At 58.0% G+C, this 24,949-nt stretch carries 17 protein-coding genes; 9 read left to right on the top strand and 8 right to left on the bottom strand.

From position 1 onward, the window contains the following. The first annotated feature begins 1 nt into the window (after position 1). The 3 genes from nth to IPP35_02120 are packed head-to-tail and all read left to right on the top strand — an operon-like array spanning position 2 to position 1,630. The gene (gene nth, locus IPP35_02110) at positions 2-631 is read left to right on the top strand and encodes an endonuclease III (GenBank protein MBL0057920.1); all 630 of its coding nucleotides are present in this window, start codon (positions 2-4) and stop codon (positions 629-631) included. Next, on the top strand, positions 628-1,029 hold the full coding sequence (locus IPP35_02115; protein MBL0057921.1) for a DUF309 domain-containing protein: 402 nt from the start codon (positions 628-630) through the stop codon (positions 1,027-1,029). Before nth ends, IPP35_02115 begins: the two co-directional genes overlap by 4 nt. Next, complete coding sequence (locus tag IPP35_02120; protein ID MBL0057922.1) at positions 1,016-1,630, top strand: NUDIX hydrolase; 615 nt, start codon at positions 1,016-1,018, stop codon at positions 1,628-1,630. The genes IPP35_02115 and IPP35_02120 overlap by 14 nt, the downstream gene beginning before the upstream one ends. Here IPP35_02120 and lexA read toward each other — a convergent pair. Then, a complete protein-coding gene (gene lexA, locus IPP35_02125; protein ID MBL0057923.1) occupies positions 1,627-2,223 on the bottom strand; it encodes a transcriptional repressor LexA in 597 nt (198 codons plus the stop codon). The two genes, IPP35_02120 and lexA, sit on opposite strands and share 4 nt — an antisense overlap. A 24-nt stretch (positions 2,224-2,247) precedes the next feature. Here lexA and IPP35_02130 point away from each other — a divergent pair, with 24 nt between their 5' ends. After that, entirely contained in the window at positions 2,248-2,670 is a 423-nt protein-coding gene (locus tag IPP35_02130; protein ID MBL0057924.1) for a hypothetical protein, read from the top strand. A 457-nt stretch (positions 2,671-3,127) separates the two neighbouring features. On the opposite strand, the gene IPP35_02135 is transcribed toward IPP35_02130, so the two are convergent. Genes IPP35_02135 through IPP35_02150 form a run of 4 tightly spaced genes read right to left on the bottom strand, consistent with a single transcriptional unit; the run spans position 3,128 to position 6,720 of the window. Beyond that, on the bottom strand, positions 3,128-4,957 hold the full coding sequence (locus IPP35_02135; protein MBL0057925.1) for a hypothetical protein: 1,830 nt from the start codon (positions 4,955-4,957) through the stop codon (positions 3,128-3,130). Then, positions 4,954-5,799, bottom strand: coding sequence for a hypothetical protein (locus IPP35_02140; GenBank protein MBL0057926.1), 846 nt, complete (start codon positions 5,797-5,799; stop codon positions 4,954-4,956). The genes IPP35_02135 and IPP35_02140 overlap by 4 nt, the downstream gene beginning before the upstream one ends. Next, positions 5,774-6,055, bottom strand: a complete 282-nt coding sequence (locus IPP35_02145) for a hypothetical protein (GenBank protein MBL0057927.1) — start codon at positions 6,053-6,055, stop codon at positions 5,774-5,776. The genes IPP35_02140 and IPP35_02145 overlap by 26 nt, the downstream gene beginning before the upstream one ends. Continuing rightward, on the bottom strand, positions 6,055-6,720 hold the full coding sequence (locus IPP35_02150; protein MBL0057928.1) for a hypothetical protein: 666 nt from the start codon (positions 6,718-6,720) through the stop codon (positions 6,055-6,057). Before IPP35_02150 ends, IPP35_02145 begins: the two co-directional genes overlap by 1 nt. A gap of 122 nt (positions 6,721-6,842) precedes the next feature. Here IPP35_02150 and IPP35_02155 point away from each other — a divergent pair, with 122 nt between their 5' ends. From IPP35_02155 to IPP35_02165, 3 genes are read left to right on the top strand one after another with little or no spacing between them, the layout of a single operon-like run. After that, positions 6,843-8,447 (top strand): AMP-binding protein, encoded by a 1,605-nt coding sequence (locus IPP35_02155; GenBank protein ID MBL0057929.1) that lies wholly within the window; start codon positions 6,843-6,845, stop codon positions 8,445-8,447. Further along, positions 8,359-11,214: an AMP-binding protein gene (locus IPP35_02160; protein MBL0057930.1), complete on the top strand. Its 2,856-nt coding sequence runs from the start codon at positions 8,359-8,361 to the stop codon at positions 11,212-11,214. Before IPP35_02155 ends, IPP35_02160 begins: the two co-directional genes overlap by 89 nt. After that, a complete protein-coding gene (locus tag IPP35_02165; GenBank protein ID MBL0057931.1) occupies positions 11,211-11,939 on the top strand; it encodes a hypothetical protein in 729 nt (242 codons plus the stop codon). Before IPP35_02160 ends, IPP35_02165 begins: the two co-directional genes overlap by 4 nt. 136 nt (positions 11,940-12,075) lie before the next feature. Here IPP35_02165 and IPP35_02170 read toward each other — a convergent pair whose 3' ends face one another. Together IPP35_02170 and IPP35_02175 are read right to left on the bottom strand one after the other, a co-directional pair. Next, entirely contained in the window at positions 12,076-14,019 is a 1,944-nt protein-coding gene (locus tag IPP35_02170; GenBank protein ID MBL0057932.1) for a hypothetical protein, read from the bottom strand. A gap of 29 nt (positions 14,020-14,048) precedes the next feature. After that, entirely contained in the window at positions 14,049-20,828 is a 6,780-nt protein-coding gene (locus IPP35_02175; protein MBL0057933.1) for a hypothetical protein, read from the bottom strand. A 443-nt stretch (positions 20,829-21,271) separates the two neighbouring features. On the opposite strand from IPP35_02175, the gene cysD reads away from it, so the two are divergent. Further along, on the top strand, positions 21,272-22,174 hold the full coding sequence (cysD, locus tag IPP35_02180) for a sulfate adenylyltransferase subunit CysD (protein ID MBL0057934.1): 903 nt from the start codon (positions 21,272-21,274) through the stop codon (positions 22,172-22,174). A gap of 681 nt (positions 22,175-22,855) precedes the next feature. After that, entirely contained in the window at positions 22,856-23,995 is a 1,140-nt protein-coding gene (locus IPP35_02185) for an adenylyl-sulfate kinase (GenBank protein MBL0057935.1), read from the top strand. On the opposite strand, the gene IPP35_02190 is transcribed toward IPP35_02185, so the two are convergent. After that, the gene (locus IPP35_02190) at positions 23,992-24,807 is read right to left on the bottom strand and encodes a SpoIID/LytB domain-containing protein (GenBank protein ID MBL0057936.1); all 816 of its coding nucleotides are present in this window, start codon (positions 24,805-24,807) and stop codon (positions 23,992-23,994) included. The genes IPP35_02185 and IPP35_02190 overlap by 4 nt on opposite strands. Between the last annotated feature and the right edge of the window lie 142 nt (positions 24,808-24,949).

Genomic DNA, 24,949 nt, shown 5'->3' on the forward strand with positions numbered 1-24,949 from the left:
TATGGCCTCGCGCGTGGACAAATTGCTGGTCGCTCTTAAAAAACTCTATCCCCAGGTCTCCTGCGCGCTCACGCACCGCAATCCCTTCCAGCTTTTGATCGCCACCATCCTGTCCGCTCAATGCACGGACGAGAGGGTGAACCACGTCACGCCGCATCTCTTCAAAGAATACCCAACCCCGGAGAAAATGGCTCGGGCGACCTTGCCTTCGGTGGAAGAGATCATTTGGTCCACGGGCTTTTTCCGCCAGAAGGCGAAATCCATCGTTCTTTCTTCCCGAATTCTTGTCGAAGAACACGCCGGACAGGTTCCCCGAACGATGGACGCCCTCCTTCGTCTGCGCGGGGTCGCCCGCAAAACGGCCAACGTCGTTTTGGGCTCAGGGTTTGGAATCGCCTCCGGCGTCGTGGTGGACACTCACGTCACGCGTCTCTCGCGACGGCTGGGGTTGACCCGGGAAAAAGATCCCGTTAAAATCGAACGAGACTTGATGCGTCAAGTTCCACAGGCGGATTGGATTTGGCTTTCCCACGCGCTCATTTCCCACGGCCGACAGGTGTGCGGGGCGCGAAAACCCCAGTGCCCGGAATGCCTGGTCCGACACCTCTGCCCTTCGGCGGGCCGAGAGTGAACGATCCTCGCCTGGAAGAAGGGGTGAACTGTTTCAACCGGGAGGAGTTTTTTGAAGCCCACGAAGTTTGGGAAAACCTGTGGAACGAAACCTACGACGATTCAAAACCATTCGTCCAAGGATTGATCCAGGTGGCCACGGCCATGCACCATCTGTATAATGGAAACATGCGCGGCGCGCGAACGCTCTACCACTCGGGCCTGGACCTATTGAAACCCTTCGGAACCCGCCGGTCGGGAATCGATCTCGGGAAACTGAGCCGCCAGTTCACCCAGGCGCTGGAGGGTTTTCTGGACGTTCCTTACGAGCAGTTGGCGGGTCGCGGCGGGTCGGGAGGGCCGCTGAAGGCGGCCGACGCGTCGACCCGCGCCTTTAAAATCGACTATGAAAAAGAGTAATCCAACTCCAAAATCGACGCACCTCCACCCTCTTCAAGAGCGGCGGATTTTACAAGGTTTTAAAACCGCCGGGTTGGCGAAACGTTGGTGGGCTTCCGCCGCCAAAGAAATCCGCCATTGCCTGCGTTGCGGCGGCGGGTTGATCTGGCGCCACATCCGGTTGGAGGGGAAAAAACGTTTTATCTGCACGGAGTGCGAGTTCATCGTCTATCAAAATCCAAAAATCGTGGCGGCGACGCTCCCGGTCCGAGACGGAAAGATCTACCTCCTCCGGCGGGCCATCGAACCGGCCTACGGGCTCTGGAGCCACCCCGCCGGCTATCTAGAACTGGGAGAAACCGTGGAGCAAGGAGCCGCCCGGGAAACATTGGAAGAGATCCGCACCCGGGTCACGCTGGTGGGCCCGCCCCGGGTCTATTCTTACCCCGACGCGGCGGTCGTCACGATGGTTTATTTAGCGAAGGTTTCTGGGCCCGAGCCGCGCCCCGGACCGGAATCCCTCGAAGTTCGCGCTTTCCGCCCGGCCGAAATCCCCTGGGACTCCCTGGCGTTCCGAAGCACGTTCCACGCCCTCCGGGATTGGGTGCGGGAGTTGAATTAAAAGAAGGTTCGGATCAGGCTGGTGACGCACCCAATCACGGCCAGCTCTTGGCCTCGCAGGATGGGGTAGGCCTTGTTGGTGGGTTCCAGGAAAATATCTCGGCCGACGCGGCGAAATTTCTTAACGGTGGCGTCACCGCCGTCCACCGTGGCCACCACGATGTCGCCGTTTTGGGCCGTGGGCTGGTTTCGCACCAAAACCAAATCCCCATCGCGTAGGTCGGGCACCATACTGTCCCCTTTGACCCGGAGGGCGAAGTTGGCGCGCTTGGCGATGGCTTCGTCCACCGCCAGATAATCCTCCACTTCGGAAATGGCTTCCAGCGGCATTCCGGCCGGCACTCGCCCCAGAATGGGAATGCGCAAATGGGCGCTCACCAGCCCCCGGGCTTCCAAAACAATTCCCCTGGCTGTTTCCTTGGCCCGATGCAAAACCCCTTTCCGTTCCAGCGCCGCCAGATGGTCCTGCACCGCTTTCGGATAAATGCGGAAGTGCCGACCGATTTCCCGAACCGTGGGGGGAAACCCGCTCGTCTGGATTTTCTGTTGAAGAAACTGATAGATTTGAGTTTGTCGATCCGTAAGAGGGTCCATGCCAAACACTATACAAAAGGCCACATGATTCGAAAAGCCCCCCGCGTTTTTTTATTTCTCCCTTTGACAGCCTTTTTAGGGCCCGTCCCGGTGTTTTCCGAAATCACGGGTGAACCTATCGTTAGTAACGACTACAGCGTGGCGGTTCAACCCTCGGTGGCTGTCGGATCGGCCCGGAAAGTCGCGTTGGGCGGCGCCTATGTCGCCGTGGCCGAGGGGGTAGAGAGCCTCTGGGAAAATCCCGCCGGCGCCGCCTTCCGCCGCTCCACCCAAACGGGGACATGGCGGGTGGACGGGACCGTGGGTTCCTTTTTGGTCGACGGCGACGACATCGATAACAATGGCAGTGTGTCGACGGTGTTTCGCCAAAACCAGGTGATCAACGCCGGGGGCCTCCTCCAGTATAAAGGGTGGGGGCGGCTTCTACGCGGTCTCCCAACAGCATGACCTGGAGACGTCGAACGGGGTCCGCCGGCTCAATTTCAACGTCGGAGCCCTGGACCTGGGGTGGGCTTCTCGCTCCAAGGAATTTTTCTTTGGGGTCGGGATCCGCCCGGTCAGCGCGGAAAGCCAGTCGAAGGACACCGGCTCCCGTACCCTCCATTTAACCGGTTCCGGGGCGACCCTGGGCCTGCTCTGGCATCCGAACCGCGGAGCCTGGCGATTTGGTTTGGCGGGATCCGGTGCCATTAAAGACGACGGCCGTTTTCCACAGACCGCCACCGGTACGGTGGTCGTGGACGGCATGGTGATCCCCCGGGAGGTCACCATGCCCGCCACCGCGGCCGTTGGCGCCTCTTTCACAAAAGCCAGGGGACTTTATTGGGCCGGCCATCCGTTGCTCCTTACCTTTCAAGCGGATCTCATGGGAAAGACCGAAAACGCCGTGGGCGTGGAATCGTTTTTAGAGCAACGCGTTCAAAGGACCGGGGAACACGTGACCGTCACCCCCCGGCTCGGGGCCGAATGGGAGTTCCGGCCCCAACGACTCCGCTTTCGGGCGGGATCTTATTTTGAGCCGAGCCGCTTTGCGGGCGTGCCGGGCCGCGTTCACGGCACGGGCGGATTTCAACTGCGGCTCTTTCGCTTGCGCTTCCTGGGGGAACACCACGTCGGGCTCAGCTACGCCATCGACGGCGCTTCCCGGTATCTCACGCAATTCCTCGGCGTTGGCTTTTGGGCCTTCTAGCCCGTCCATGATTTCGTTCCGACAACGTTCCCAGAGTTCCAAATACTTGCGGGTGTCCACCTCCGGCGCCTCGCTCACGAAGGCCAGGGGCGTGGCCCGCATCTCGGCGATTTTGTCTCCGGCAGAACGGATCACGTAACGCACCGTCTCTCCCGCGTGCAGTTGAACGCCGGAAGCGGCCAGCCGCTTGACCGCCACGGCCGAGGGCCCGTTGGCGACGTAGTCCGAGGGATCCTTGGACAGCGTGAAAGTCACGGCCAATTCGGCCGCCTCCACCCGCCCGATGGCGATCCGTTCCCTCACCCCATCGGCGATGTCCGCCAAACGCCCCGCCCGGGCCCGACACCCCGCCACGTCCTCCGCCTCCGCCAAAACAGCCAGCATGTCTTTTTGCATCCGTTTAAATATTTCCGGCGTGTCCCGGCGGCGCAGGGCCAACCCCCGGATTTTCAGCTCCCCGTTTCTGAAGGCGCCGAAATAACGGTTGGGAACGCCCGAAAGCGGATCCGTCTTCGAGGGACAGAACCTCAACCATTTATAGACGCCTTCCAGTCCCACGGAGCAACCGCCCGCCGTCTCGATTTCACGTCGAAGGGCTTCATACTCCATTCCAGGACGCCCCTGAATCCAAACGCAATCCACGTTGGCGTGAAGGACATGAAACCCCCGCTCTTCCACAAAATCTTTGGCACGCAAGAGCGTCTCGCGCCCCCAGGCCGTCACCGATTCATGCGCCTCAATTTTCCCGAACCGCGCATTTTTAAATCCAAGATAACCAAATGAGGTCACCAACGACCACTTGTGGGCGTCGGCGCGGGCCTTGAATGCGGCGGCCTGAGGATCTCCCGCTTTGACTCGGCGCTTGTATTCGGCGCGTTTCTTTAAGATCGGGACCAAGACTTCCGGCACGATTCCTTGGCGACGAGAGCAAAGGTGATGGCCGATCTCCGGGACGGAATTTTTGTCACGGTTTCCGGGCTGGCGCCCTTCAACCATTTCCTCGGCTCCCACGCCTCGGTCACGGTTTCCGGGCTGGCGCCCTTCAACCATTTCCTCGGCTCCCACGCCTCGGTCACGGTTTCCGGGCTGGCGCCCTTCAACCATTTCCTCGGCTCCCACGCCTCGGTCACAGCACTCACAGTTCACCGTTTCAGGGGAAATATTGTGTTTCACCATGAGCGTGGGGTACATGGAGACGAAATCGTATTCGGCGACGTTTTCGAACCAGCCGATGTCGGGTTCGTAGACCAGGCCGCCCTTGTCGGCTACCACCAGGTCCGAAGCCGGGCGGAAATCCTCGGCCTGGGCCTTGTCCATGGGAACCCAAAGCCCCCGGCGAAGCGCCACGTCCAACTGCATGGAGGAAAGAGAGGTCCCAATCGTCGTGCGGGCGGCGCGCTGGACGGGGATCTTGGCGATGCGGGCGATCTCGTAGAGGCCCTCCCAACCGCATTCCTTGAAATAGAAACTGTTTTTTAAATCCAGATGCCACCGGCCGAAAAGATAGTGCGCGCCCGATTGGTAAACCGTCCGCCCGTAGGTCATATAGCTTCGGCCTCCGCTAGGGGCCGTCCCCGTTTGTAGGAGGGGCGGCCTCCGCTAGGGGCCGTCCCCGTTTGTAGGAGGGGGCGGGAACCGTTCCGCCCCACGCCCCGCTCCAAATCGCGAGAGAGTTGAAGCGGACGGCCCGCGCGTTGGGCCCAGGTGAGGAGATGGGGAACCAGGTAACTATCGCCCCAGTCCGTGGTTAAGACATCCGGGTCCCATTCCTCCAGCCGCCGTTCCAGGCTTTCCAACTGGAGGGCGGGATCCCCTTCCAAGACATGGGTGATCCCCTCGTGTTGCAACACCAGCCCGCCGCGGGACGCGTGGTTCGGGTCCACCGCACCGGAAAATTCCGAACCCGCCAGGGCCAGGTGCAAGAACCGCAGGGGGGGAATGGAATAGTCCGTCGACCAGGGATCGTCCTGGAGAAAAAATCGGTTCAGGCGTCCGGCGCCAAATTCAAAGGTGCCGAAGGCCAGGGGGAAATGGCCCCGTTCGTAATGATAATGTTGAACGGGATGAAAGTCCGCGTTGTAGAGAAGAACCCCGGCCCGTTTTAACTTTTTGACCAGGGCCCCATGAAGCGGAGGAGGAACGCGAACTTCCCAGCCCGGGCGACGGATTTCGCAATAGAGGTCCGTGCCCTCTTGAGGGGCGATGGAGAGGGGGGCGCGGACCTCCGCCAAAAGGGGCCGGGCCCGAGCCCAGGAAGTGCCCTCCACAATGAAAGGGGCCCGCCACGCATCAACAAAGCTGACCCGCCGACCATCCGCCAGGATGGCCCACACTCGCATCCCTTCAAAAACAGGATAGGCATCAAAGATCCACCCGTCGCAGAGCATCCGCGGACTCCTTCATCTCCAGCCGTTTTTCAAGTTCCGCCAACCGCGCGGCGAGGCCCAGGAGCATCGCCATCAGAATTCCCTCCATGGGGACCGGCCGGCTCGCCATGGACAGAGGCGCGGCGTGGCGTCGGGCGTAGCGCCACAACCCGTCCAAAACCTCCTGGTCCTCTTTGCGAAGCGCCCGGCGGAAACCGTTCCAGAGGGTCTCCTCCATATGAAGCGTTTGGACGATGGTCGGGAGCGTGCGGCCCATTAGTTCTCCAGCACGGGGAGGCCCGTGCCGCTGATTCGGCCGGTCGCAGAGATTCCGACACTTGGGGGCGGGCCGCTCCCACGCGGCACTTCCGCTAACGCGGTCGCAGTGCCGCTGATGCGGGTCACGGTTTGGGCTTGATCCAGGAGGAGCGCTGAAAAAAAACCACGGTCGGGGGGCGCCGGACGGTCCACTAGGAGGACCAGAACAGGCCCGGGCACATCGGCCAGGCCGAACCGTAGGCGGTCAAAGGCGCGCCGGGCGTCCTCAAGGGCCAAATCGGCGTCATAAAAAGGCGCCAGGGGGTCGGCCAGAACGACCGGCGCCACGGGAAGGCGAGGCAGTTTTCCGGCCACCAGGGCGGCCAGTTGGAAAGCGTTGAACGTCCGAGCCAGGTGAACCCGGGAAAGTGTCGCCCGGGGATCCAAACCCAAGACCTGGGCCGCCTTGGCAAAACCGTGGGCGTCAAAACGGTTGGCCGCGTCCACCCAGTAGACCTTGGCCGCCCCCTCGAGCAAGGGGCAAAGGGCCTCCAACACCCATTGAGAAACCCCATGGGGCCCCCACACCACATGAAACCCCCGCGACCGCCCCGCGGGCAACCCCAACTTTTCGGAAACCAAACGGCTGGGGGGAGGCAGAGGGTTCATTCGACTACTATACATTTGTATACCTACAGAATCAAGTCCACCCCCAGGGCCCCATCCAATACGGCGACGTCGACCCCGCCACGTTGGGTGTAATCCATAATTATTGTTGTAAAATGACCAACGACCACCGACGATCTATGAGCCATCGACCTAAAATATTGTTTTTTTCTGAAGCGGTGACGCTGGCCCACGTGTCCCGCCCCTTGATGCTGATGGAAACCCTGGACCCGGACCGCTACGACCTGCATTTCGCCTGTGCGTTCCGTTACGAATCTTATTTTAATCTTAAACGCTCCACCTACTGGCCGATGGAGAGCATTTCCTACGACGCGTTCATCAGCTCCATGAGCGGCGACAAATCAGCCTACGACGATGAACAGGTGGAAAGCTACCTCGCCGAAGAAGACGCCCTGATCCGCGAAATTCAACCGGATTTGATTGTGAACGACGCGCGCTACACGCTCTGCATCAGCGCTCCCTCCGCGGGAATCCCACTCGTCAACATCAACAATTCCTACTGGAGCCCCTTCCGCAAGAATAAAGGGTTCCCGATCCCGGCCTATAAACGATCCGCCCTCTTCCAGATGTTTCCGCCGGCCCTGGCGGAGCGCCTCCTGCCCTTTGAGTTGGTCAAGCGCACGTTTCCGATCATGCGACCCTACTACCATTGGAAATTCCTGGCGCCGTTCAACCGGGCCCGCCTCCGTCGGGGCCTTTCTCCTCTGCGGAGTATCGAAGCCATCAACACCTTCGGCGATTGGACGTTGTATTGCGATGTGCCGGCTCTCATTCCATTGAACCCCTTGTCGGCCACCCATCGGTTCCTGGGCCCGCTCCTATGGTCGCCGCCCGAAGCGCCGCCTTTGCCGACGATGGATCGATCGAAACCCATCCTATACATCAGCCTCGGCTCTTCCAACGACGTGCCCCGATGCCGTGAAATCGTGGCGGACTTGGCCGAGTTGGACGTCCAACTACTGGTGGCGACCGCGAACCGGTTCTCTTTTCCCTCGTCGGACCGGGTGCATGCGGCTGAGTTTCTGCCGGGGGTCGACGCCTCCAAAGCGGCCGCGCTGGTGGTGTGCAGCGGCGGCAGCACGGCGGCCTACCAAGCGCTCTCGGTCGGGACGCCGGTTTTGGGCCTGCCCTCCAACACAGACCAACACCTGGCCATGGGAGGCATCGAGCGTTGGGGGGCGGGGCTTTCCATTCGGGCCGACCAGGCCACTCCCGCCAACGTGCGGGAAGCGGTGAAGCGAATCTTGGCGGATCCCGCCTTCAAACAACGGGCCGAGGCGTTGGCCCAACAATTTTCCGGGTTCGACGCGCGGAAACGCTTTCGGGCGTTCATGGACGAAATACTCCCCGCTCCCGGGGGACGCGCTGAACCCTCGAGCCACCTGCAAACCCTGCCGGACCGCCTCCGTCGACGAGCGGAACGGACGCCCGACCGGCCCGCCTTTTGGGGACTGACGGCGCGCCAACGGGGAGAAGCCCCGCAGACGTACGGCCAAGTTTGGGATCAAGTCCAGCGGCTGGCGGCCGCGCTTCGTGAGCGGGGGGTGGAGCGGGGAGAGCGGGTGGGTTTTTTGGCCGGGGTGGATCCCGCCTGGGAACTGTTGAACCTGGCGGTGATGTTGGCGGGCGGGCGTCGTGGTGGGGTTGGACCTCCACGATGCGCCCGATCGAGTCCGGAACGCGGCCCAACAGAGCGACATCAAAGCCTGGGTCGTTCAAAATGAAAAAGTCCTCGCCGACTGGCCCGGCCTGTTCGAGGGAGCCCGCCTCGTCCTGCTCTTGAACGATCCCCCAACGCTTCCACCCGGCGACCAGGTGATCCCCTACCGTCGACTGCTGGACGGTCCGGCGTTGAGTCCCGTCCCCTGGCCCAACCCGGACGACCTGGCCACCCTTATTTTCACCTCCGGCACGACGGGCGAACCCAAGGGGGTGCCCTATACCCACCGCCAACTGACCCACGCGGTGCGGGCCATCGCGCGGGCCTACCGGGGCCTGCCCGAAGGTTTTCAGTCGCTCTGTTGGTTGCCTCTCTCCAATTTGTTCCAGCGAATGGTAAACCTCTGCGCCATGGAACGTGGCGCTGTCATCACGTTTGTGCCCCACCCCAACCAATTGGTGGAGAGCCTGCCGCTGGTCCGGCCGGAATTGCTGATCGGCGTGCCCCGCTTCTACGAAAAGCTGGAGGCAGGCATCCGCAACGCGGTGGCCGCCAAACCCTGGGGCGTTCAGGCACTCTTCCGCTGGAGCCTGGCGGTGGGAGCCGCCTACCGGACTGGTCGGCACGCCCATAACACCCTGAGGTTTTTTCTCTGGCCCCTGTATCAAACCCTAGACGGGCTGGTGTTGCGTGTTGTGCGGCAGCGGTTTGGGGGACGGCTCCGTTATTTGGTGTCCGGAGCGGCGGCCTTGAATCCCAAGACCATCCAGTTCTTCTGGGGTTTGGGGCTGTCGACCCTGGAGGCCTACGGCACCAGCGAAAACGCCATCCCTATCGCGTTAAACCGGCCGGGGGCTTTTGCTTTCGGAACAACAGGTCAACCGCTGGGGCCCAACGAGGTTCAGATCGGGCCGGACCGAGAAGTGCTCGTCAAGGGGCCCAGTCTTTTTACCGGCTATTGGAACCAACCGCGGGAGGCGTCTCTCTTTCAAGGGAGTTATTTTCGGACAGGGGACGAAGGCCGATGGGAGCCTGGCGGGTTCTTGAAACTCCTGGGCCGGTTGTCGGAGATCATCAAGACATCCACCGGGCGACGGTTGGCCCCGGGACCCATCGAACATCACTTCAAGGCAGTGCCTTTTGTCGATCAAGCCGTCGTCCTGGGCAACGGGCGGAAGGGCCCGGCTCTTTTGGTGACCATCGACCCGAGCCGTCTGGGCTTGACCGAAAACGCCGAAGGCGGGTTCTCTCCGGCCTTGAAAGAAAAAGTGGAGAAGGATTTGGTGGATCAAGCGGCTCGGCTGCCTTCCCTTTCACAACCCCTCGGTATCCTGGTGCTCCACCGGGCCTTTTCCGTCCTGCGGGGGGAAATCACTTCCAACCTTAAAATTCGACGGCGAGCAATTGAGCATCACTACGGTTCCATTCTCGACACCCTTTACGAGGAGGCCGTGGGCGCCTCCGGCCCCACGGTGTGGTTCCTTTCCTCCAGCGACACCCGGATGCAGGAGTTCGCCACCCTTCCTGTCCTCCATCGCTTGAAAACGAGTGTTATCCTCCGGTGGATCAGCTTGGGATTTTTTTTCCTCCGCGCGGGAGCCGCGTATGCCAAATACAGTTGGAACCTTTACCGCGCGCCCTGGAATTTCAAGAAATATCAATTCACCCTTTTTGAAACGCTCATTCGCCTGTTCCGCAACACGGTGGGCCCCCTGAAAGGCCCCCTGGTCAAAATCGGCCAAACCCTGAGTTTCGTCGACTTGGGGCTTCCCCCGGCCCTGCAAGGACTTTTGAGAGAGATCCAATACAAAACCCAGCCCCTCTCCGCGAAAATCATTCGAAACATTATTCGCCGATCCCTGGGGAAAGACCCGAGAGACCTTTTCCTCGATTGGCACGACATCCCTTTGGCCTCGGCCAGCATCAGTCAAATTCATCTGGCTCGGTTAAAAGATGGACGGCGCGTGGCGGTGAAGGTAAGGTATCCGGGCATCGAACAGATTGTGAAATCCGATTTGGTCGCCGTCAAGGCGCTCCTGCCCTTGGTTTCCGCCATGACGGGGGTTCGGAATGTTCGGGAAAATTTCGAGGAGGCCAAGCGCCTGCTTTTGGGCGAATGTGATTTTCGAAAAGAGTTGATTTTTATGAAACGGTTTAAAGCCATTTTCGCCGGCCACCCCCGTATTGTGATTCCCGCCGTTTACCCGGAGTTTTGTTCCAAGGACGTTTTGACGATGGACTACATCGAGGGGCAAAGTTATGCCGAATACAAGGCCACCGCGTCTCCTGCGGAAATTGACCTGGCCGGCGAGACCATCTATGAAATGCTCGCGGTGAGCTCCCTCCGTCACGGCCTTTTTCAGGCGGATCCCCACCCCGGAAACTATATATTCCGAAACGGCCAAGTCTATTTCTTGGATTTTGGTTTTTGCAAAGAGTGGTCAAAGGAATTCGTTTCCCAATGGAAGCGGCAGACTCGAGCCGTCCTCAACAACGACCTCGCCGCCTTTTCGGACGCCACGGAAAAACTCGGGATGCGCCTGCAGGAAGGCCGAATGAATTACGAACAAATGTTGCGCGGCTTTCGAAATTCGGTTGAGCGGTTCCTCCTCGAAGATCGCCCCTTTCGCCTCACAACCGAATTCGTCAAAGAAGTCAACCGGGACCTCCAAAAACACGCGCTCAGCGCCCAGGGACTTTTCGTCTCCCCGGAAATGCTCGCTCAAGGTCGGCTTTTTTGGGGTCAGAATTCCCTCTACGCGGACCTCGGGTGTAACGTGAACTTTCACCGCATTATTCTCTCTGTGCTTAACGAAGGGGAACACCCATGAATGACACAAGCCGTCCCTCCAACATGTTCATGAGCTGGAGGGATCTCACCCTGTCCCCCTTGGTTTTGATCGGGACGAACGGCGCGGCGGTTTTCGCCGCCTGGAAAGTTCACCAACAATTTCACTTTGGACTCTTTGCGGGTGTTTTGACCTATGGGGCCGCCAACGTCATCCTCACGGTGGCATTCTTGCGGACCTTGGTGGCTCTCGTGGGCTTTAAGGACGGCCGATACGACCGAATTGAACATCCCTGGACCTTTTATTTCTTCAACCTCCACTCCTTGGTCTTAACGACCAACCTTTACCCATTTTATGAGAACATCCTTTTTGTTCCGTCAACCTTTCGTAAGTGGCTGTACAAATTACTGGGCTCGAAAATGGGAGAAGGCCTGATTCTTATTGCCGGGGAAATCCACGATCCATGTCTTGTCGCCGTGGAATCCGATGTCATCGTGGGGACCGGGGCGCTCATTTTCGGGCATTTTTACACGGCCAAACGAGAATTGAGGCTGGGATCCGTCTTGATTCGGCGGGGCGCCTTAATCGGCGTGAATGCGGTTATTAGTCCGGGATGCGTTGTCGGAGAAAATGCCAGCGTGACCCCCGGTAGCATCCTCGCGCCTGAAACCGTTATTCCCGCCGGCGAGGTTTGGTCGGGAAATCCCGCCCAGAAGAATTTGAAACTCTCGCCCAGAAATCCCTCCGACCCGAACGACCCTTTGTGAGAGGCCGACCGAAAACGTCCCTGCAACATGGGGCCCATGGCCATTCCCCAGACAGGACTCCTTTCCAATAACAAGAGGAATATCGGGTTCAACCAGAAATGAAACGCCACGAAACCCGCCACTATCTGCCGGTCGGTCAGGCCTGGCTGGCGAAGACGCGTTCCTGCCAAAGATGTCCGTCGGTCGTTTCGGAATAGGGGCGGGTTTTTAAGTTTTCCAAGAGCCACTCAATGACGGCGGAAAGACTTGAATCGAGCCCCGATGTGGAGGCGGTTTTGAAGAGACCCACGTGAACGTCCTTTCCCCAAGCGGACGTCAACGCGGTTCGCAAATTATCTTGCGTGAGTTTGGTGGATCGGACGATGACCAAGCGAAGGTGTTTCGGCAGAGTGGAGAGACCTTCACTCAACAAAACGATTTTTGCGTAGAGAACCGGATTCGCCACGGCGGGGTCCACCCGCAGGACCAAGGCCTTCTCAATCGGAGAAGGGGTTAAAAAACTCTCCAGGTTGGCGCGGGTGACGTCGCCGACCGGCCCGGGCTCTTCGAGGCCGCCGATGTTGAGGCAGGGAATCGCATTGGATTCAGTCCCGGAAAGGGTCCCACCGAGATCCGGAGGGACAATCGACCGACGAGTTGGCGTCACATGGAAAGACCCGGCTCGAGGATGGACGGTTCTGAGAAGCCTCCGCAGATCCGCCGGGGAATACCCCAAGCGTTCTCCCAATTCAAAGAGATTTTGAATTTCTTGGCGCGCGGGCTTCTTATTTTTTTCCTGTTCCAAAACTCCCAGCTGGGCCAAGAAGCGCAATTCTCCCGTCCGGCGCACGGGGTCAAACCCCTTCGTTAAAGCCGACTGAAGGGGCCCCACATTTTGAAGGAGGGAGTGAAATACCTCGAACTCTTTTTCCATTGACGCATTTCCCAACATCGTCTCCCCCGCCAACGAATAACGCGTGACGCCCGCGGTATCTAACTCCTGTAAGGGAGCGTTGATACGGAGATGGTAACCGGCCAGGAGAACCGCCGGAAGGAACACGCCGAGGCCCATAAGAGGGAGGAGGGCGCCGACCAAAAAGGTCAGGGCGGTTAACTGAAGCACGACAGAGTCCCGATAGGAACCCCGGTTTCCAAACACGGACAGCGCAAGGAGTGGATGCGGTAACCAAAACACCAGGGCGGAGACCGTTCCAATGACCCACATTTGGATCTCCATCGAATCAAATCCTAGAGGCGCCAAGGCTAAAGCGACCCATCCGCCCGCCAATAAAGAAAACGGCGTCTCCAACCAAGCCCACTTCTTCTTATAGTTCCCATTCCCAAACCACGCCCCCCCGGTGGCCGGCGGGACCGACTTCCGCAACACAAACACTCCTTCGGGCGTCAACAATTTAAAATCCCCGTTATCCAGGGGCCAGACATTGAGCCGTGTCACGCCGTCCGGCCATTGTTTGGGAAGGGGCTGGCCAAGCCTATCCAACCGGCTCACTTGAAGGATCGGGTAGCCTCGCCAGTAATACGTTTTTAGCAGGGGTTGTTCAGGCGCATCGATTTTTTTGACCACCGTCGGAAAAACCCCCGCCGATCGCAGGGCGGTTTCCAGTTCCTTTAACCGATTCGGATGGATCGGCGGCGTCGCCATAAAGCGCCGCCGGTCCGGTGTCAGGATTATTTGATAAATAAATCCCGTGCGAGGGGAATCCACCAAGGCCACAACGGACCCGGCCGGGATCCTCTCGCTTTTCACATAGACCGGCGAATCGGGCCTGGCGGGATCGATGGCGTACCATTCATCATTTTCCGGTTTTTCGCCGGAACTAATTCGGATGTGATGAACGCCTTCGACCTCATCCACCATTTCGGGGGATTCCCCTTTGTCCCAAAACTTGCACGTTAGCCTTACTGTTTTCCAGGGAGTATAACCGGGATCATGGGGGACAACAGCCAGCAGGTTCGCCAAGGTGAAGTTCGGGGTCTCCAAGCCGCCATGTTCCAGTTTGAATCCAGACACCGTGTTGCCGAGAGGAGAAACTAAGATCAGGCCTGATCCATCGGCTTCCGGCATGGCCTGGAAAGACATGCGTTGCCCCTCCCTTAACTTCGGGTCCCTCATGGCATGCAGGGAAGTCGAATCATTTCCTTGGGTGTCCACAATCGTCCATGCGGGTTCCCGCGGGTCCCGATCCGACGCCGGCCTCCCTGAGCAGCGTCCAAGGAGGGTTGAATGATTTTGATGAAAAGAACTTCCGTTCCATCACCCACCGTTAATTGCTTTTCCCGGGAAAGAAAGACCTCCGCTCCGTGGGAATGGGACGCCGAACTCATCAACGATATCCGCTCCAACATGGCCGTGGCGGGATCCAGCTCGCTGAATTCTATGGACACCCATTGGTAAGGAGGTTGCGCGGAGCGAACGCCGCTCACTTTTCCCGCGGCCACGAACAAACCGGCCTGGTTTCGCCACACCATCACGAGGGTGTTGGAGGGGGATCGCCATAAAATCTTTTTAAGAACCTTCCATGGAATGGTTTTCCCCGCGGGGGCCCGCTGGGACGCCAAAACCAAGTGCGTTTCCCTAAGCCCCGAAGCCGGAGAAATGGGCGGGTCTAATTTTTCAAATTCCGCCTTCGTTTGTTGTCTCTTTTCCAGAAAAGCCACCCGTTCCCGAAGAATGGACGGTTTCAAAATGAGCATGAGGAAAAGCCGTAAATCAACGGGAGAAGGGTCTTCCTCCGCAAAACCGTCCTGTCTTTTCCACGCCCCGTTGATCAGGTTTAGGATTTTCATCTCTTCGGCGGTTTTCTCTTCCAGGTTGATTTGACTTAAAATCAATTTCTCCATCATTCGCAGGGTAGAGACGTCCTCCATCCGATTCAATTCTTCTTCGATCCACCGCGCCGCCGGCAAATATCGTTCCCGGTGCATCAACAAGAGAGGCTCCAACATTCCCTTCAATTTAAAATCAAACAGTCTCAGGTATAATCGATATTGATGGATCGTCAGGGGAGCCATTTCCTCCCGGGAGGAAGAGGGCGAACCGCCCGTGCGGAGATAGTCGCGCCAGGCTGTTTGGAATTGCCCTTCATCAAAGCCCCAGGGGCATGGCCCTTCTTTCAAACACCATTCCAGAAGTTGGAAGAGATACCCCATGGTTTGATATTTCGAAAGTCGATCTTCCACGGCCGGGCGCGCGCCCATGGCCGCATAATTTATAAAACCGCTTATGCGCCCTGCCCAATCCCTATTGGAATTGAGGCGCGCGACAACCTGGTCTTTGATCTCATCCAGCAAGATGCGCCCTCGCGAAGAGATCAAAAAGAGGATCGCGGAGAGATCGGGTCTTTCGTCGCGTCTGGGAGCGTAACGCAAAACACTCATCTCCAACGTTTCGATCCGATGAAGATGCGATTCCAAGAGGAAAAACAACAGCGCGTCATCGTAACTTCCGGCCGACGGCCCTTCCATTTTCTGAATCTCGCCGTCTAAAAAACTTCCCAGGTTCAGGGCGAGAAACGAGGCCTCTTCCATCCAATTCTCAGCGACTGGCGCCTGGAGGGGGGTATTCTTTTTTTGGCGGGCGCTGGCGCGGCGAAACGCCTCCCCATCTGAACGAGATAGGATTTGGCATAAATCACCCACCTCCTTTTTTACTTCTTTGGTTTTCCGAAGCCTCTCCGCGTGGTCATCCTGGCTTCCGCTGGCCGGGACTGTGCCGAACCGTTTCCAACCCACATTATTACTGAAATGCGCGATGGCCATCGCGGCCCACGCCAAGAGGCTCGGTCCCATGAGGCCAAGGAGCGTTTCGCTAAGGCCCAGCCCGGGGGGGAACCCCCTCCCTGGAAGAAATCCCAAAACGCTGATCGTCGCCACCGTGCCCAGGAGATAAAACCCTCTCAAAAGCCGATCCTGCCTATTTCGCCGGTGGAATTGATGGCCGGGAAGGTTCATCAGATATCGGTGGGTGGGAAAAAACATCAAGAAAGCAGAAAGGCTCCCTCCTAGGATCTGAAGAGGCAGGGCCGCGCCCAGGGAAGCCGCCCCCGCGATGACGAGCGAGGGAACCAGCGCCGCGCCAAGGGATTGAACGGCGCTTTCCACGAATGGGTCCCGTCCTTTCCGACGAACCCAATCCAGCGGATCGTTCTCGCTGTTTCCAAAAGCATGGAAAAGAGTGAGCGCCAAAGCGGCCGCTGGGCCCGCCCACGGAACCGAGCCAACCAGTCCGGCCAGGAAGGTGAACCCCGCCAATTGAAAAACGAAACCATCCGCGCTGGATCCAGGGTTCCCAAACCGCCCGCCGAACAACGATTCAAACCATCGGTGAGGCGCCCAAAAAACGATGGCGGCGAAGATTCCGGAAAGAAGGGCCTCGACCGCGCCGGGATCCAAACCCAACCCCGAAAGGAAAGGAGCCACGGCGCCAGCGACCATCGATCCGATCCAAAGAGACAACGGCGTTTCGAACCATGACACCCATTTCTTATAGGGTTCATTTCCAAACCAAGCCCCGCCCGTTTTTTTTCTTTCATTGTGCTTTATGGGAGGTTCGGGAAAAGGTTCTTTCTGTTTTAAACGCATGGGACCGTCAGGCGTTAAAATCAAATAGTCCCCATGGGGAAGCGGCCTTGCGTTGAGGAAAGTAATTTCTGGTCCGCTGGATGGAGTCAGGCCAAGAGGGGAATCCTTGACCTGCAACAAAGCAAGCCCCTCCCACACATAGGTGACGCGCGTGATCATTTTATTTTCAAATCGCGACACCACCGGCTGGGCGCCCGCGGAGAGAAGGGCCGTTTTAAGCGAGTTCAAATCTGGCGGCTCCAGCAGGTTCATCAAATACAGTTGTCCGTCCGGGGTTACGATGCACTTTAAAAGTGTATTTTTAGAATCTACGGCCATCAGAATCACCAAAGAGCCTTTGGGGATGGCCGGCATGGCCGGAACGACACCCCAGCCTTGATCGTAAGGCGTGAAAATAAAACCGTTGGTCTCTGGGATTTCAACTTCGTTGGTTATCCACACATGGCGCACTCGACGAAAGAATCCCGGCGACGGGCTCACAAATCCCGGGACCCGGGGAAGAAGAACCTCGAAACCAAACCACATGGAAGGGACCGCGTCTTTCGACCCCGCCTGCCTTGGAACACGCCCCACGAACGAGGCCAACTCAAATGTTCCGCCCTCGCTTTTCCATTTATCTCCCTTAGGAAAATAGGTGAACCCCGCCAATGTGTTACCGTGAAAGGGAACCACGTAGACGGGGTTTCCCGCCAGGTCGGTGGAACGAGCGAAGTTTAATTGGTTTATGAAGGACGTGACCGTCGACGGGGGAACTTCGATGGACCCGGAATACCCCGCTTCGGTCCGTTTCCTTTGGGTTCCAGGCCACCGGACGAATTCCCATATACCGGGACCGGATGGTTTAATTACATTTAGATCCAAGTCCGGATGAACAACGGCCTCTCCCTTTTCGGGCCAATGGATACCCAAAACCGCATATTCCCGTCCAACGATGACATCTGGTAACGTGTAGGTTCCCCAGCCTGTCCTTTCCGGAATCGGACCCAGCCGCCCCGAAACAGCATCTAGCAATGCCTTGGCGGCGAGGAGGGGATCAGATTTTCCAAATTCCACGAAGGTCCAATGAAACCTTTGTGAATGGCGAACGGCCCGGATGGTCGCCGCGACGAATTCGACGATCCCCGTTTTTAAATTCATCAACGTCAACACTCCAGGGGTGTTGGTGCCAACGAAACGGTCCAGTTCGTCTTTGACCGCAAGCGGCTTCATCGGGCCCGGAAGGGGAACCACTCCTTCCACGGGACCTGAAACAGTGGTTTCTCCTGTAGGACTCTTCTTCCTGCTCCCTCCGCTGGCCTCCAGCTTTGAGACCTCCGCTAATTCGCCCAAACGAATTGAAATGGCCTCCCGGACCCGGGGAGCGAGAAGGATGAAATGCCTCAAATCTTCGAAACGAGGCCGGGGGTTTTCCCCAAACCCTTGGGCGCGAAACCATTTACCCCAGACGCCACCGACCAACATCACGAATTCCTCTTTCTCCACCGTTTTTTCCGCTCCCGTCGCGTTATGATCGAGCACGGAGAGAAAGTAGTTTGCCGTTTCGGTATCCGGAATCATTCGTATGACCTTCAGGAGTTCTGGATAAATGGTCTTATATTCCAATTCTATTTTAACCCGCAAGGCCTTCAATTCGTCGTATAGGGGGCCTCCGCGGAGCCGTAATAAAAGTCTAAATCCATCAAAACCAAATTCCGGAACAGCGGCCGTCCGATCCTCCCGCGAGACGTTCTGGCGATAGAATTGATGGAAAAGGGGATTCAGGTTGTTCCGAAAATCGTTCAATGGGCTTCGCTTGGCCCCCGCGGCCCAAACACCGGTTTCAAATAAATACGCATACTTCTGGTAAGTCCGCATGCGAGAATAATGGACGCCGTCCGTTCTCTCCGCCAAGAAATGAACGAACCCAAGGAGGATGGAAGGAACTTTAAGAGAGGCGTCAAACAACCCATCGGCTTCCTCCACAACGGAATTGGAAAGTTTCATCCCGGCCTCTGAGACGGCTCCCAGATTTTCCACAAACACTCTCCGCCCTTCAACCGCAGCCAAATCTGCGCGCGCGGGATCCGATAGAGCGACTCGTAATTTTTCGACTTGATTCAAAACCGATGAAACTCCAAAAAATGTTTTTCCAAACAGATCGGAAGTTCTTCTCAACCGTTCTCCTTCGCCCCTCCGGTTCGTGTATGTAAGCGCTGTATTAATTTCCTCCAATTGGCATCGCAATTCAGCGAGCAGGAGCGCCACCTGAATCGGCCAGTGGGTGAATTCATTCACGATTTGAAGGATGTCGTATCCTGGCTCGTTCCGTCTGCCCCGGACATGCGCGTTCGCCCGAGGAACGATGGTTGGAAATAGGCGTTCGAGCGTTTTTATAGCGGTTTCGACCGACGCGACCGTGCCGTCAAGGTTTTCGAACCCGATCCAGAAAGGAGGAAACCGAGCTCCACCACTAGGAGAGATCCCAACCCCAAAAACAAACAGAAAGGGGAGCCCCTGGGGAATAAAACAAAGAACCGTTGTCACCAAAGAGAGAGAAACAGCGACCCTGATAAACATTGGATTTCTGACGATTTTCTTCAGGATGAGAAACAAAGTTTTGAGGATAGAATTTTTAGCCTTTCGTATTTCAATGCGGGTTCTTGTTCCCGTCCCCGACAAGAGAGCGGGGGTTCCGGCGGGATCACTTAATTCGTTTATGACGGGGGAACAGGTGATGGTCACATCACGAACTCCACCGATGGCCACTGTTCCTGTCATCAGCGCCTCATGAACCACGGCTTCAACCGGTCTCGCCAACACCGCCACCGCCGTTTTTGAACCGCCGACGGGAGCCACGGCAGGCGTGTCCACCAACGCGATTTTTGGGGCCGCAAAGAGGGCATCCAACGGAAGTTTCTCCCTGGTAAAAACGTTCAAATAATCGTTCGCCGCCGATCCGTCCACTGAATCGAGTTTTGGGGAAACGGTGAGGATCGTGGCTTTTCCTTTCAAAAATGAATTTAACCCGTTCGAGTGAAACCCCCCGGCCACGAAAACCACCGGCTCGTTTTCTTTGGTTCCTTTGGCCATTTTCTTTTTCACCGCTGCCGCCAATGCTTTATTTCGCGCCAGCGCTTTCTCGTAAAAGCCCTCAAAGAGTTTGAGATCGGCTTTCCATCTGGAGGGGTCCTCTCCGAAACGTAAGGGAAGTAAACAAACATCCGTTTCGTGAAGGGACACAAACTCCCCCCACTCCTCTGGGGTGAGGTTCAGTCCAATCAGGGCCCGGGCTCTTCGGAGATTTTGGTCAGCTTGATAGATGTTTTGCTGGGAAGCCGTCTGGAGGGCTTCCTCCCAGCGACGTTGTTCCAATTGTTTTAATTCAGCCAAGAGAACTTCCGGGTGAAGGGAATCCGCCTCTACCATATAGCCCACGTATCCGTAAAACGCGGGGAAATCCGCCGGCCTCAGTCCTGCTCGCGCCGTGAGATCCCGCAATCTTCGATAAAATTGAGGGTAAGGGATTTCTCCGCTTCTCAACGCCACGCTCTCATTCACGAGACCCTGGATTTCCGGTTTCGACAAACGTTTTATCAATTCGCTCAAAACTTGGTTCCGTTCCGCTTCCACCCGCGCAAAATCCAAACCCTTTTCCTCTTGGACCAGATGGACAAACCGGGAAACTTCCGGAAAACGCTCCGTTTTCAAGGATGAACCAGAATGGACCAGAAAGTCCGCGTATTCTCCCAGACCGGTCCGACCCGCTTCCCTGTCGGAACCTTTTCGATCCAAGATTTTCAATGCAGGGGAAAAACACATATTTTTTTCTTTTTCCAGGATGGCCGTCCAAGCGGACAACCGTTGTTGCCAGCGGGCCTGTCGCGGCAATGACTGTTTAACCGCCGCCACATTTTCCAAATACAAAACGGGATCTTCCAACCCAAAATACCGAGGAACCGTTTTCGAGGTAAACACCGGCAGTTCAGCTCCCGTCAAATAGCCTGTCTGGAAGAAAAACCGCCCGGTCTCCGCGTTGGCTTCTGGTGAAGGACCGCGAAACGGGGATAAGTCCATGTCCCTTGCTTCGGCGCCCTCCAGGCCCACGGGCGTTTCCGGATATTTCTCCAAAATGTCAGCCAGCAAAGCGGCCAGATTTTCTTGGGCCTTTCGTTGGCCGTGGACATCCTGAACATGAACGAGGAGGGGGCTGTTCTCAGGGCCCCTCTGAATTCGGTGCAAGGTTCCATGACGGGACAGAAGGGACACCAAGGAAGAAAGGCGAGGGGAGGGGTGGGCATATCCAAGTTTCGCGAGGGATTCGTTTCCCATGGGAGTCGCCATCGCGAGACCCGGGTTCCCTCGCACGGAAGGACTCGTTGAAACCAATTGAGCGAGGAGGGAGTGATCGGAATTTCGGTTGTTTCCGCGCGCGGCGACCCGTCGTTTTTCCCAAAATCCACTTTCCGGCCATTGGGCGAAGAGGACGTTATTGAAAAACACACACGTCACCAACCCCACGCAGAGGGTCGTTTTAAACGCCCTCCACCCGCCGCTGGATGAGAAAGACATGCCCATGAACCGATTGTAGTTTTACTCCTCAAAAGGAATGGTTTAGAACTTGTAACAAACTTGTAACTTTTTGGCTACGCATTCGTTTTATGGCGGGTCTCGTTGTGTGGCCGGAGGATTTGCGGAATTATCCAGAGGGCCGTCACGGGCTCTAGGAATTTTGTACACTAACGGTTCGAATCACCCCAAACCCTCATTTAACCATGAACCATCTCGAAGAACTGGAACAACAGAGCGTCTACATTTTGCGGGAAGCTTTCCGGCATTTTGAGCGCCTTTGCATGCTGTGGTCCATCGGCAAGGACTCGACGGTCCTGCTCTGGCTGGCTCGGAAGGCTTTTTTCGGCCACGTGCCGTTCCCTTTGGTCCACATCGACACCAGCTACAAACTCCCCGAAATGATCACCTACCGCGACCGACTGGCGCTTGAATACAAACTCACCATGATCGTGGGCCAAAACGTCGAGGCCATTAAAGCCGGCCGGACGTTCCCGGCCACGCAACACCTTCCCGAGGGACACCCCGACAAAGTGTCGCGCCAAGCGTGTTGCGGCCTGTTGAAAAAAGACGCTCTCGCCAACACGCTGAACGGCGCTTGGCCGCGCCAACGCCTGAACCTCGCCACGGGCCGCTATGAACTGGATCCGGATCGGGCCCCCTACCACGGCGTGATTGTCGGCGCCCGGGCGGACGAGGAAGGGAGCCGGTCCAAAGAACGGTATTTCTCGCCGCGGGATAAAAACAGCGCCTGGGACGTGGGGGAACAACCGCCGGAATTCTGGAACCAGTTCAAAACCGATTTCGCTCCAGGAACCCATGTGCGCATCCACCCGCTCCTGGATTGGACCGAACTGAATATTTGGGAGTACATCCAACGGGAGAACATCCCCACCGTGTCCCTGTATTACGACCAGGGCGCGGGGACCCGGTACCGGAGTTTGGGGTGCGGACCTTGCCAAGCGCCCATCCAAAGCGGCGCCAAGAACGTGGACGACATTATTTTGGAACTCAAAAGCGGAACGCTTAAGAACATCGCCGAGCGGTCCGGCCGACTGCAAGACGGCAAGCACGGGCTGGAAGAACTTCGCCGCGAGGGGTACATGTGACCGCCCCTGCGACTTCCGCCGCCGACGTTCGGGAACAGATGAGCATTGTGATCGTGGGCCACGTGGACCACGGCAAGAGCACCGTGGTTGGTCGACTGTTCGCCGACACCGGCTCCTTGCCGGAGGGGAAACTGGACGCCGTGCGGAAAGAATGCGCCCGCACGGGAAAACCCTTTGAATACGCCTTCCTACTGGACGCCCTCACCGACGAACAGGACCAGGGCATCACCATTGACACCGCCCGGTCTTTTTTCAAAACCGCCAAACGGGACTACATTATCATCGATGCGCCGGGCCACATCGAGTTCCTCAAAAACATGATTTCCGGGGCGGCCCGGGCCGAGGCGGCGGTGCTGGTCATCGACGCCAAGGAAGGCGTTCGGGAGAACAGCCGCCGGCACGGGTATTTATTGTCCATGCTGGGGATCCGGAAGATCATCGTGGCCGTCAACAAAATGGATTTAGCGGGACGTTCCGAATCGCATTTTAAAAAGATCGAAGAAGAGTTCCGGACCTTTTTAAAAAGCATCGGCGCCCCGACCCCCGAACGGTTTATTCCGATCAGCGCGTTAACCGGAGAAAACCTCACCACGCCCAGCCGGGACATGGCGTGGTATGCCGGGCCCACTCTTTTGACGGCCCTTGATCAATTTGAAAAAGCCCCCGAAGATGGACCGCCCGATGAGGTTTCCGGTTCAAGCCATCTACAAGTTCACGAGCGAGGGCGACGACCGCCGGATCGTGGCCGGACGGCTGGAATCCGGCCGCGTCCGTGTGGGCGACCGAGTGGTTTTTTCACCCTCGAATAAGTCGAGCTTGATTAAAAGCATTGAAGCCTTCAACGCTCCGGCGCAGGACGAGGTGGGGGCCGGGTGGTCCACGGGGTTCACCCTGACCGAAGAAATCTACATCACCCGGGGCGAACTCATGAGCCACGAATCGGTTCCGCCCCTGGTCAGCACTCGGTTCCGGGCCAACATGATTTGGTTGGGGAAAAAACCTTTTGAAAAAAACCGGGACTATAAATTGAAAATTCATACCCACGCCGTTCCGGTTCGGCTCCGGGAAATCAACAAAGTCGTGGACGCGTCGGACGCCGGGCGGGTGATGGAACGAAACCAGGTAAACCGCCACGACGTGGCCGATGTGGTCCTGGAAACCCGCCAACCCATCGCCTTTGACGATATCGCGCTAGGGGAAGCCACGGCGCGGTTCGTCCTGGTGGACGGCTACGACATCGCGGGAGGAGGCATCATCGTTTCCGCTGAACGGGACGAGCAAGAGGAGTTCCGAGCTGAGGCCCGTTTGAGGGATTTCCATTGGATCAAAGGCGGGGTGAACCTTCTGGAGCGGGCGGCTCGGTTTGGGCACCGCGCCGCCCTGGTCATGTTCGTAGGAAAGACCGGCGTCGGAAAACACCGATACGCGCGGGCCCTGGAAAAATCCTTATTCCGGGCGGGCCGGGCGGCCTACCTGATGGACGGGACCAACGTCCTCCTGGGTGTGGACAGCGACATGATCTGGGCCCAATCCACCCAACAGGAACTGGTGCGCCGATTCGCCGAGGTGGCCCACCTCCTTCTGGACGCGGGACTCTTGGTGGTTTCCACCACCAACGCCATCGGCTTGGCCGACGTGGCCGCCGTGCAGGCGCTCATCCCCGATTTCCCCGTTTTGGCCGTTGAAATCACGCCTGAAGGAGGGGGCCTCTCCTCCGCTGACTTGCGGCTCCATGGAAGGGAATCAGAAGACGAGGCCGTCACTCAAGTCACCGCCCTTTTGACCCAGCGACAAATCCTTCAGTCTCCCACCGTTTCTTAAAAACGGTCAGAGGGCAACCGTCTACGGACGTCCGCAGGCGGAAAGTAATGGCGGAGAATCTCGCGAAACCCCTGACCTTCCTGGGCGCGGTCCCGCGCGCCGTATTGGCAGAGGCCGACCCCGTGGCCGAGACCGGACCCTTCGAAAACAAAATAATTTCCTTTGCGTTGGACGGTGAATCGCGTGCTTTGAAGTTCGTGCCATCCTCTTTTGCGGCCCCAGGCCAGATAGAGGGATTCGCCTGTTAGATTGCGGCTCCCCCAACGAAGCTGAGCCGCGCGCCCCGAGCGGTCCCGCGACGTCACGGCCACATCCCCGGAAACCTCGTCGACGCCCATAAGCAAGGCGAGTTCCATGCCGCTGATCTCCGTGCGCCAGCGGTGGTGGGGGGAATCGGCGCAAGAGGGTCGATCCTCCGGACCGTCGGGCGAGCCCGACAGTCCGGACCGGCCGGCGGGCCAAACGTCCTGGGCCCACGCGGTGTGACCGCCGCAGTCCGAGTGAAAAAAGATGTCCGAAGGCCGGCCGTCCTGGATCAGAACCAAACCCGCCGTTTCCAGAACCGCTCGATCCACCTCGGGACGAGACACCCGGCCCGCGAAGGCTTGGCAATGGGTGAGGTCGCAGACGTCCGCCCCGTCAGACTCATGGCGGCCGCGGTTGGCCGGAAGAAACGTGCGGGCCAACACGGCCTGGGCCTTGACCGCTTCCAGGGGCCAATCGGCGGGAAGTTCGCGCCCCACCGTGGATCGGACATAGGATTCCTCGTCCACCCGGTTGATCACTCGGAGCCGGTCCTTTTCGATTTCCACCGTTAATTCCCCGTCGAAGCTCCCCGTCCATCCTTTCGGCGTTCGAAGGCGGAGGGGAGCGCCCCGGGGCTGGAGCGTCAGTTTTTTTCGTCCCGCCGCTCCGACCTCTTTTCAACCGCCAAACCACCTGGCTATTTAGGGC

This window comes from Elusimicrobiota bacterium (assembly GCA_016721625.1).
Classification (GTDB): Bacteria; Elusimicrobiota; Elusimicrobia; order FEN-1173; family FEN-1173; genus JADKHR01.

Coding starts and splice junctions, on each gene's coding strand:
- nth (MBL0057920.1), top strand. CDS start 2: ATGGCCTCGCGCGTGGACAAATTGCTGGTCGCTCTTAAAAAACTCTAT.
- IPP35_02120 (MBL0057922.1), top strand. CDS start 1,016: ATGAAAAAGAGTAATCCAACTCCAAAATCGACGCACCTCCACCCTCTT.
- lexA (MBL0057923.1), bottom strand. CDS start 2,223: ATGGACCCTCTTACGGATCGACAAACTCAAATCTATCAGTTTCTTCAA.
- IPP35_02130 (MBL0057924.1), top strand. CDS start 2,248: ATGATTCGAAAAGCCCCCCGCGTTTTTTTATTTCTCCCTTTGACAGCC.
- IPP35_02135 (MBL0057925.1), bottom strand. CDS start 4,957: ATGACCTACGGGCGGACGGTTTACCAATCGGGCGCGCACTATCTTTTC.
- IPP35_02140 (MBL0057926.1), bottom strand. CDS start 5,799: ATGCTCTGCGACGGGTGGATCTTTGATGCCTATCCTGTTTTTGAAGGG.
- IPP35_02145 (MBL0057927.1), bottom strand. CDS start 6,055: ATGGGCCGCACGCTCCCGACCATCGTCCAAACGCTTCATATGGAGGAG.
- IPP35_02150 (MBL0057928.1), bottom strand. CDS start 6,720: ATGTATAGTAGTCGAATGAACCCTCTGCCTCCCCCCAGCCGTTTGGTT.
- IPP35_02155 (MBL0057929.1), top strand. CDS start 6,843: ATGAGCCATCGACCTAAAATATTGTTTTTTTCTGAAGCGGTGACGCTG.
- IPP35_02165 (MBL0057931.1), top strand. CDS start 11,211: ATGAATGACACAAGCCGTCCCTCCAACATGTTCATGAGCTGGAGGGAT.
- IPP35_02170 (MBL0057932.1), bottom strand. CDS start 14,019: ATGTCTTTCCAGGCCATGCCGGAAGCCGATGGATCAGGCCTGATCTTA.
- IPP35_02175 (MBL0057933.1), bottom strand. CDS start 20,828: ATGGGAAACGAATCCCTCGCGAAACTTGGATATGCCCACCCCTCCCCT.
- cysD (MBL0057934.1), top strand. CDS start 21,272: ATGAACCATCTCGAAGAACTGGAACAACAGAGCGTCTACATTTTGCGG.
- IPP35_02185 (MBL0057935.1), top strand. CDS start 22,856: ATGAGGTTTCCGGTTCAAGCCATCTACAAGTTCACGAGCGAGGGCGAC.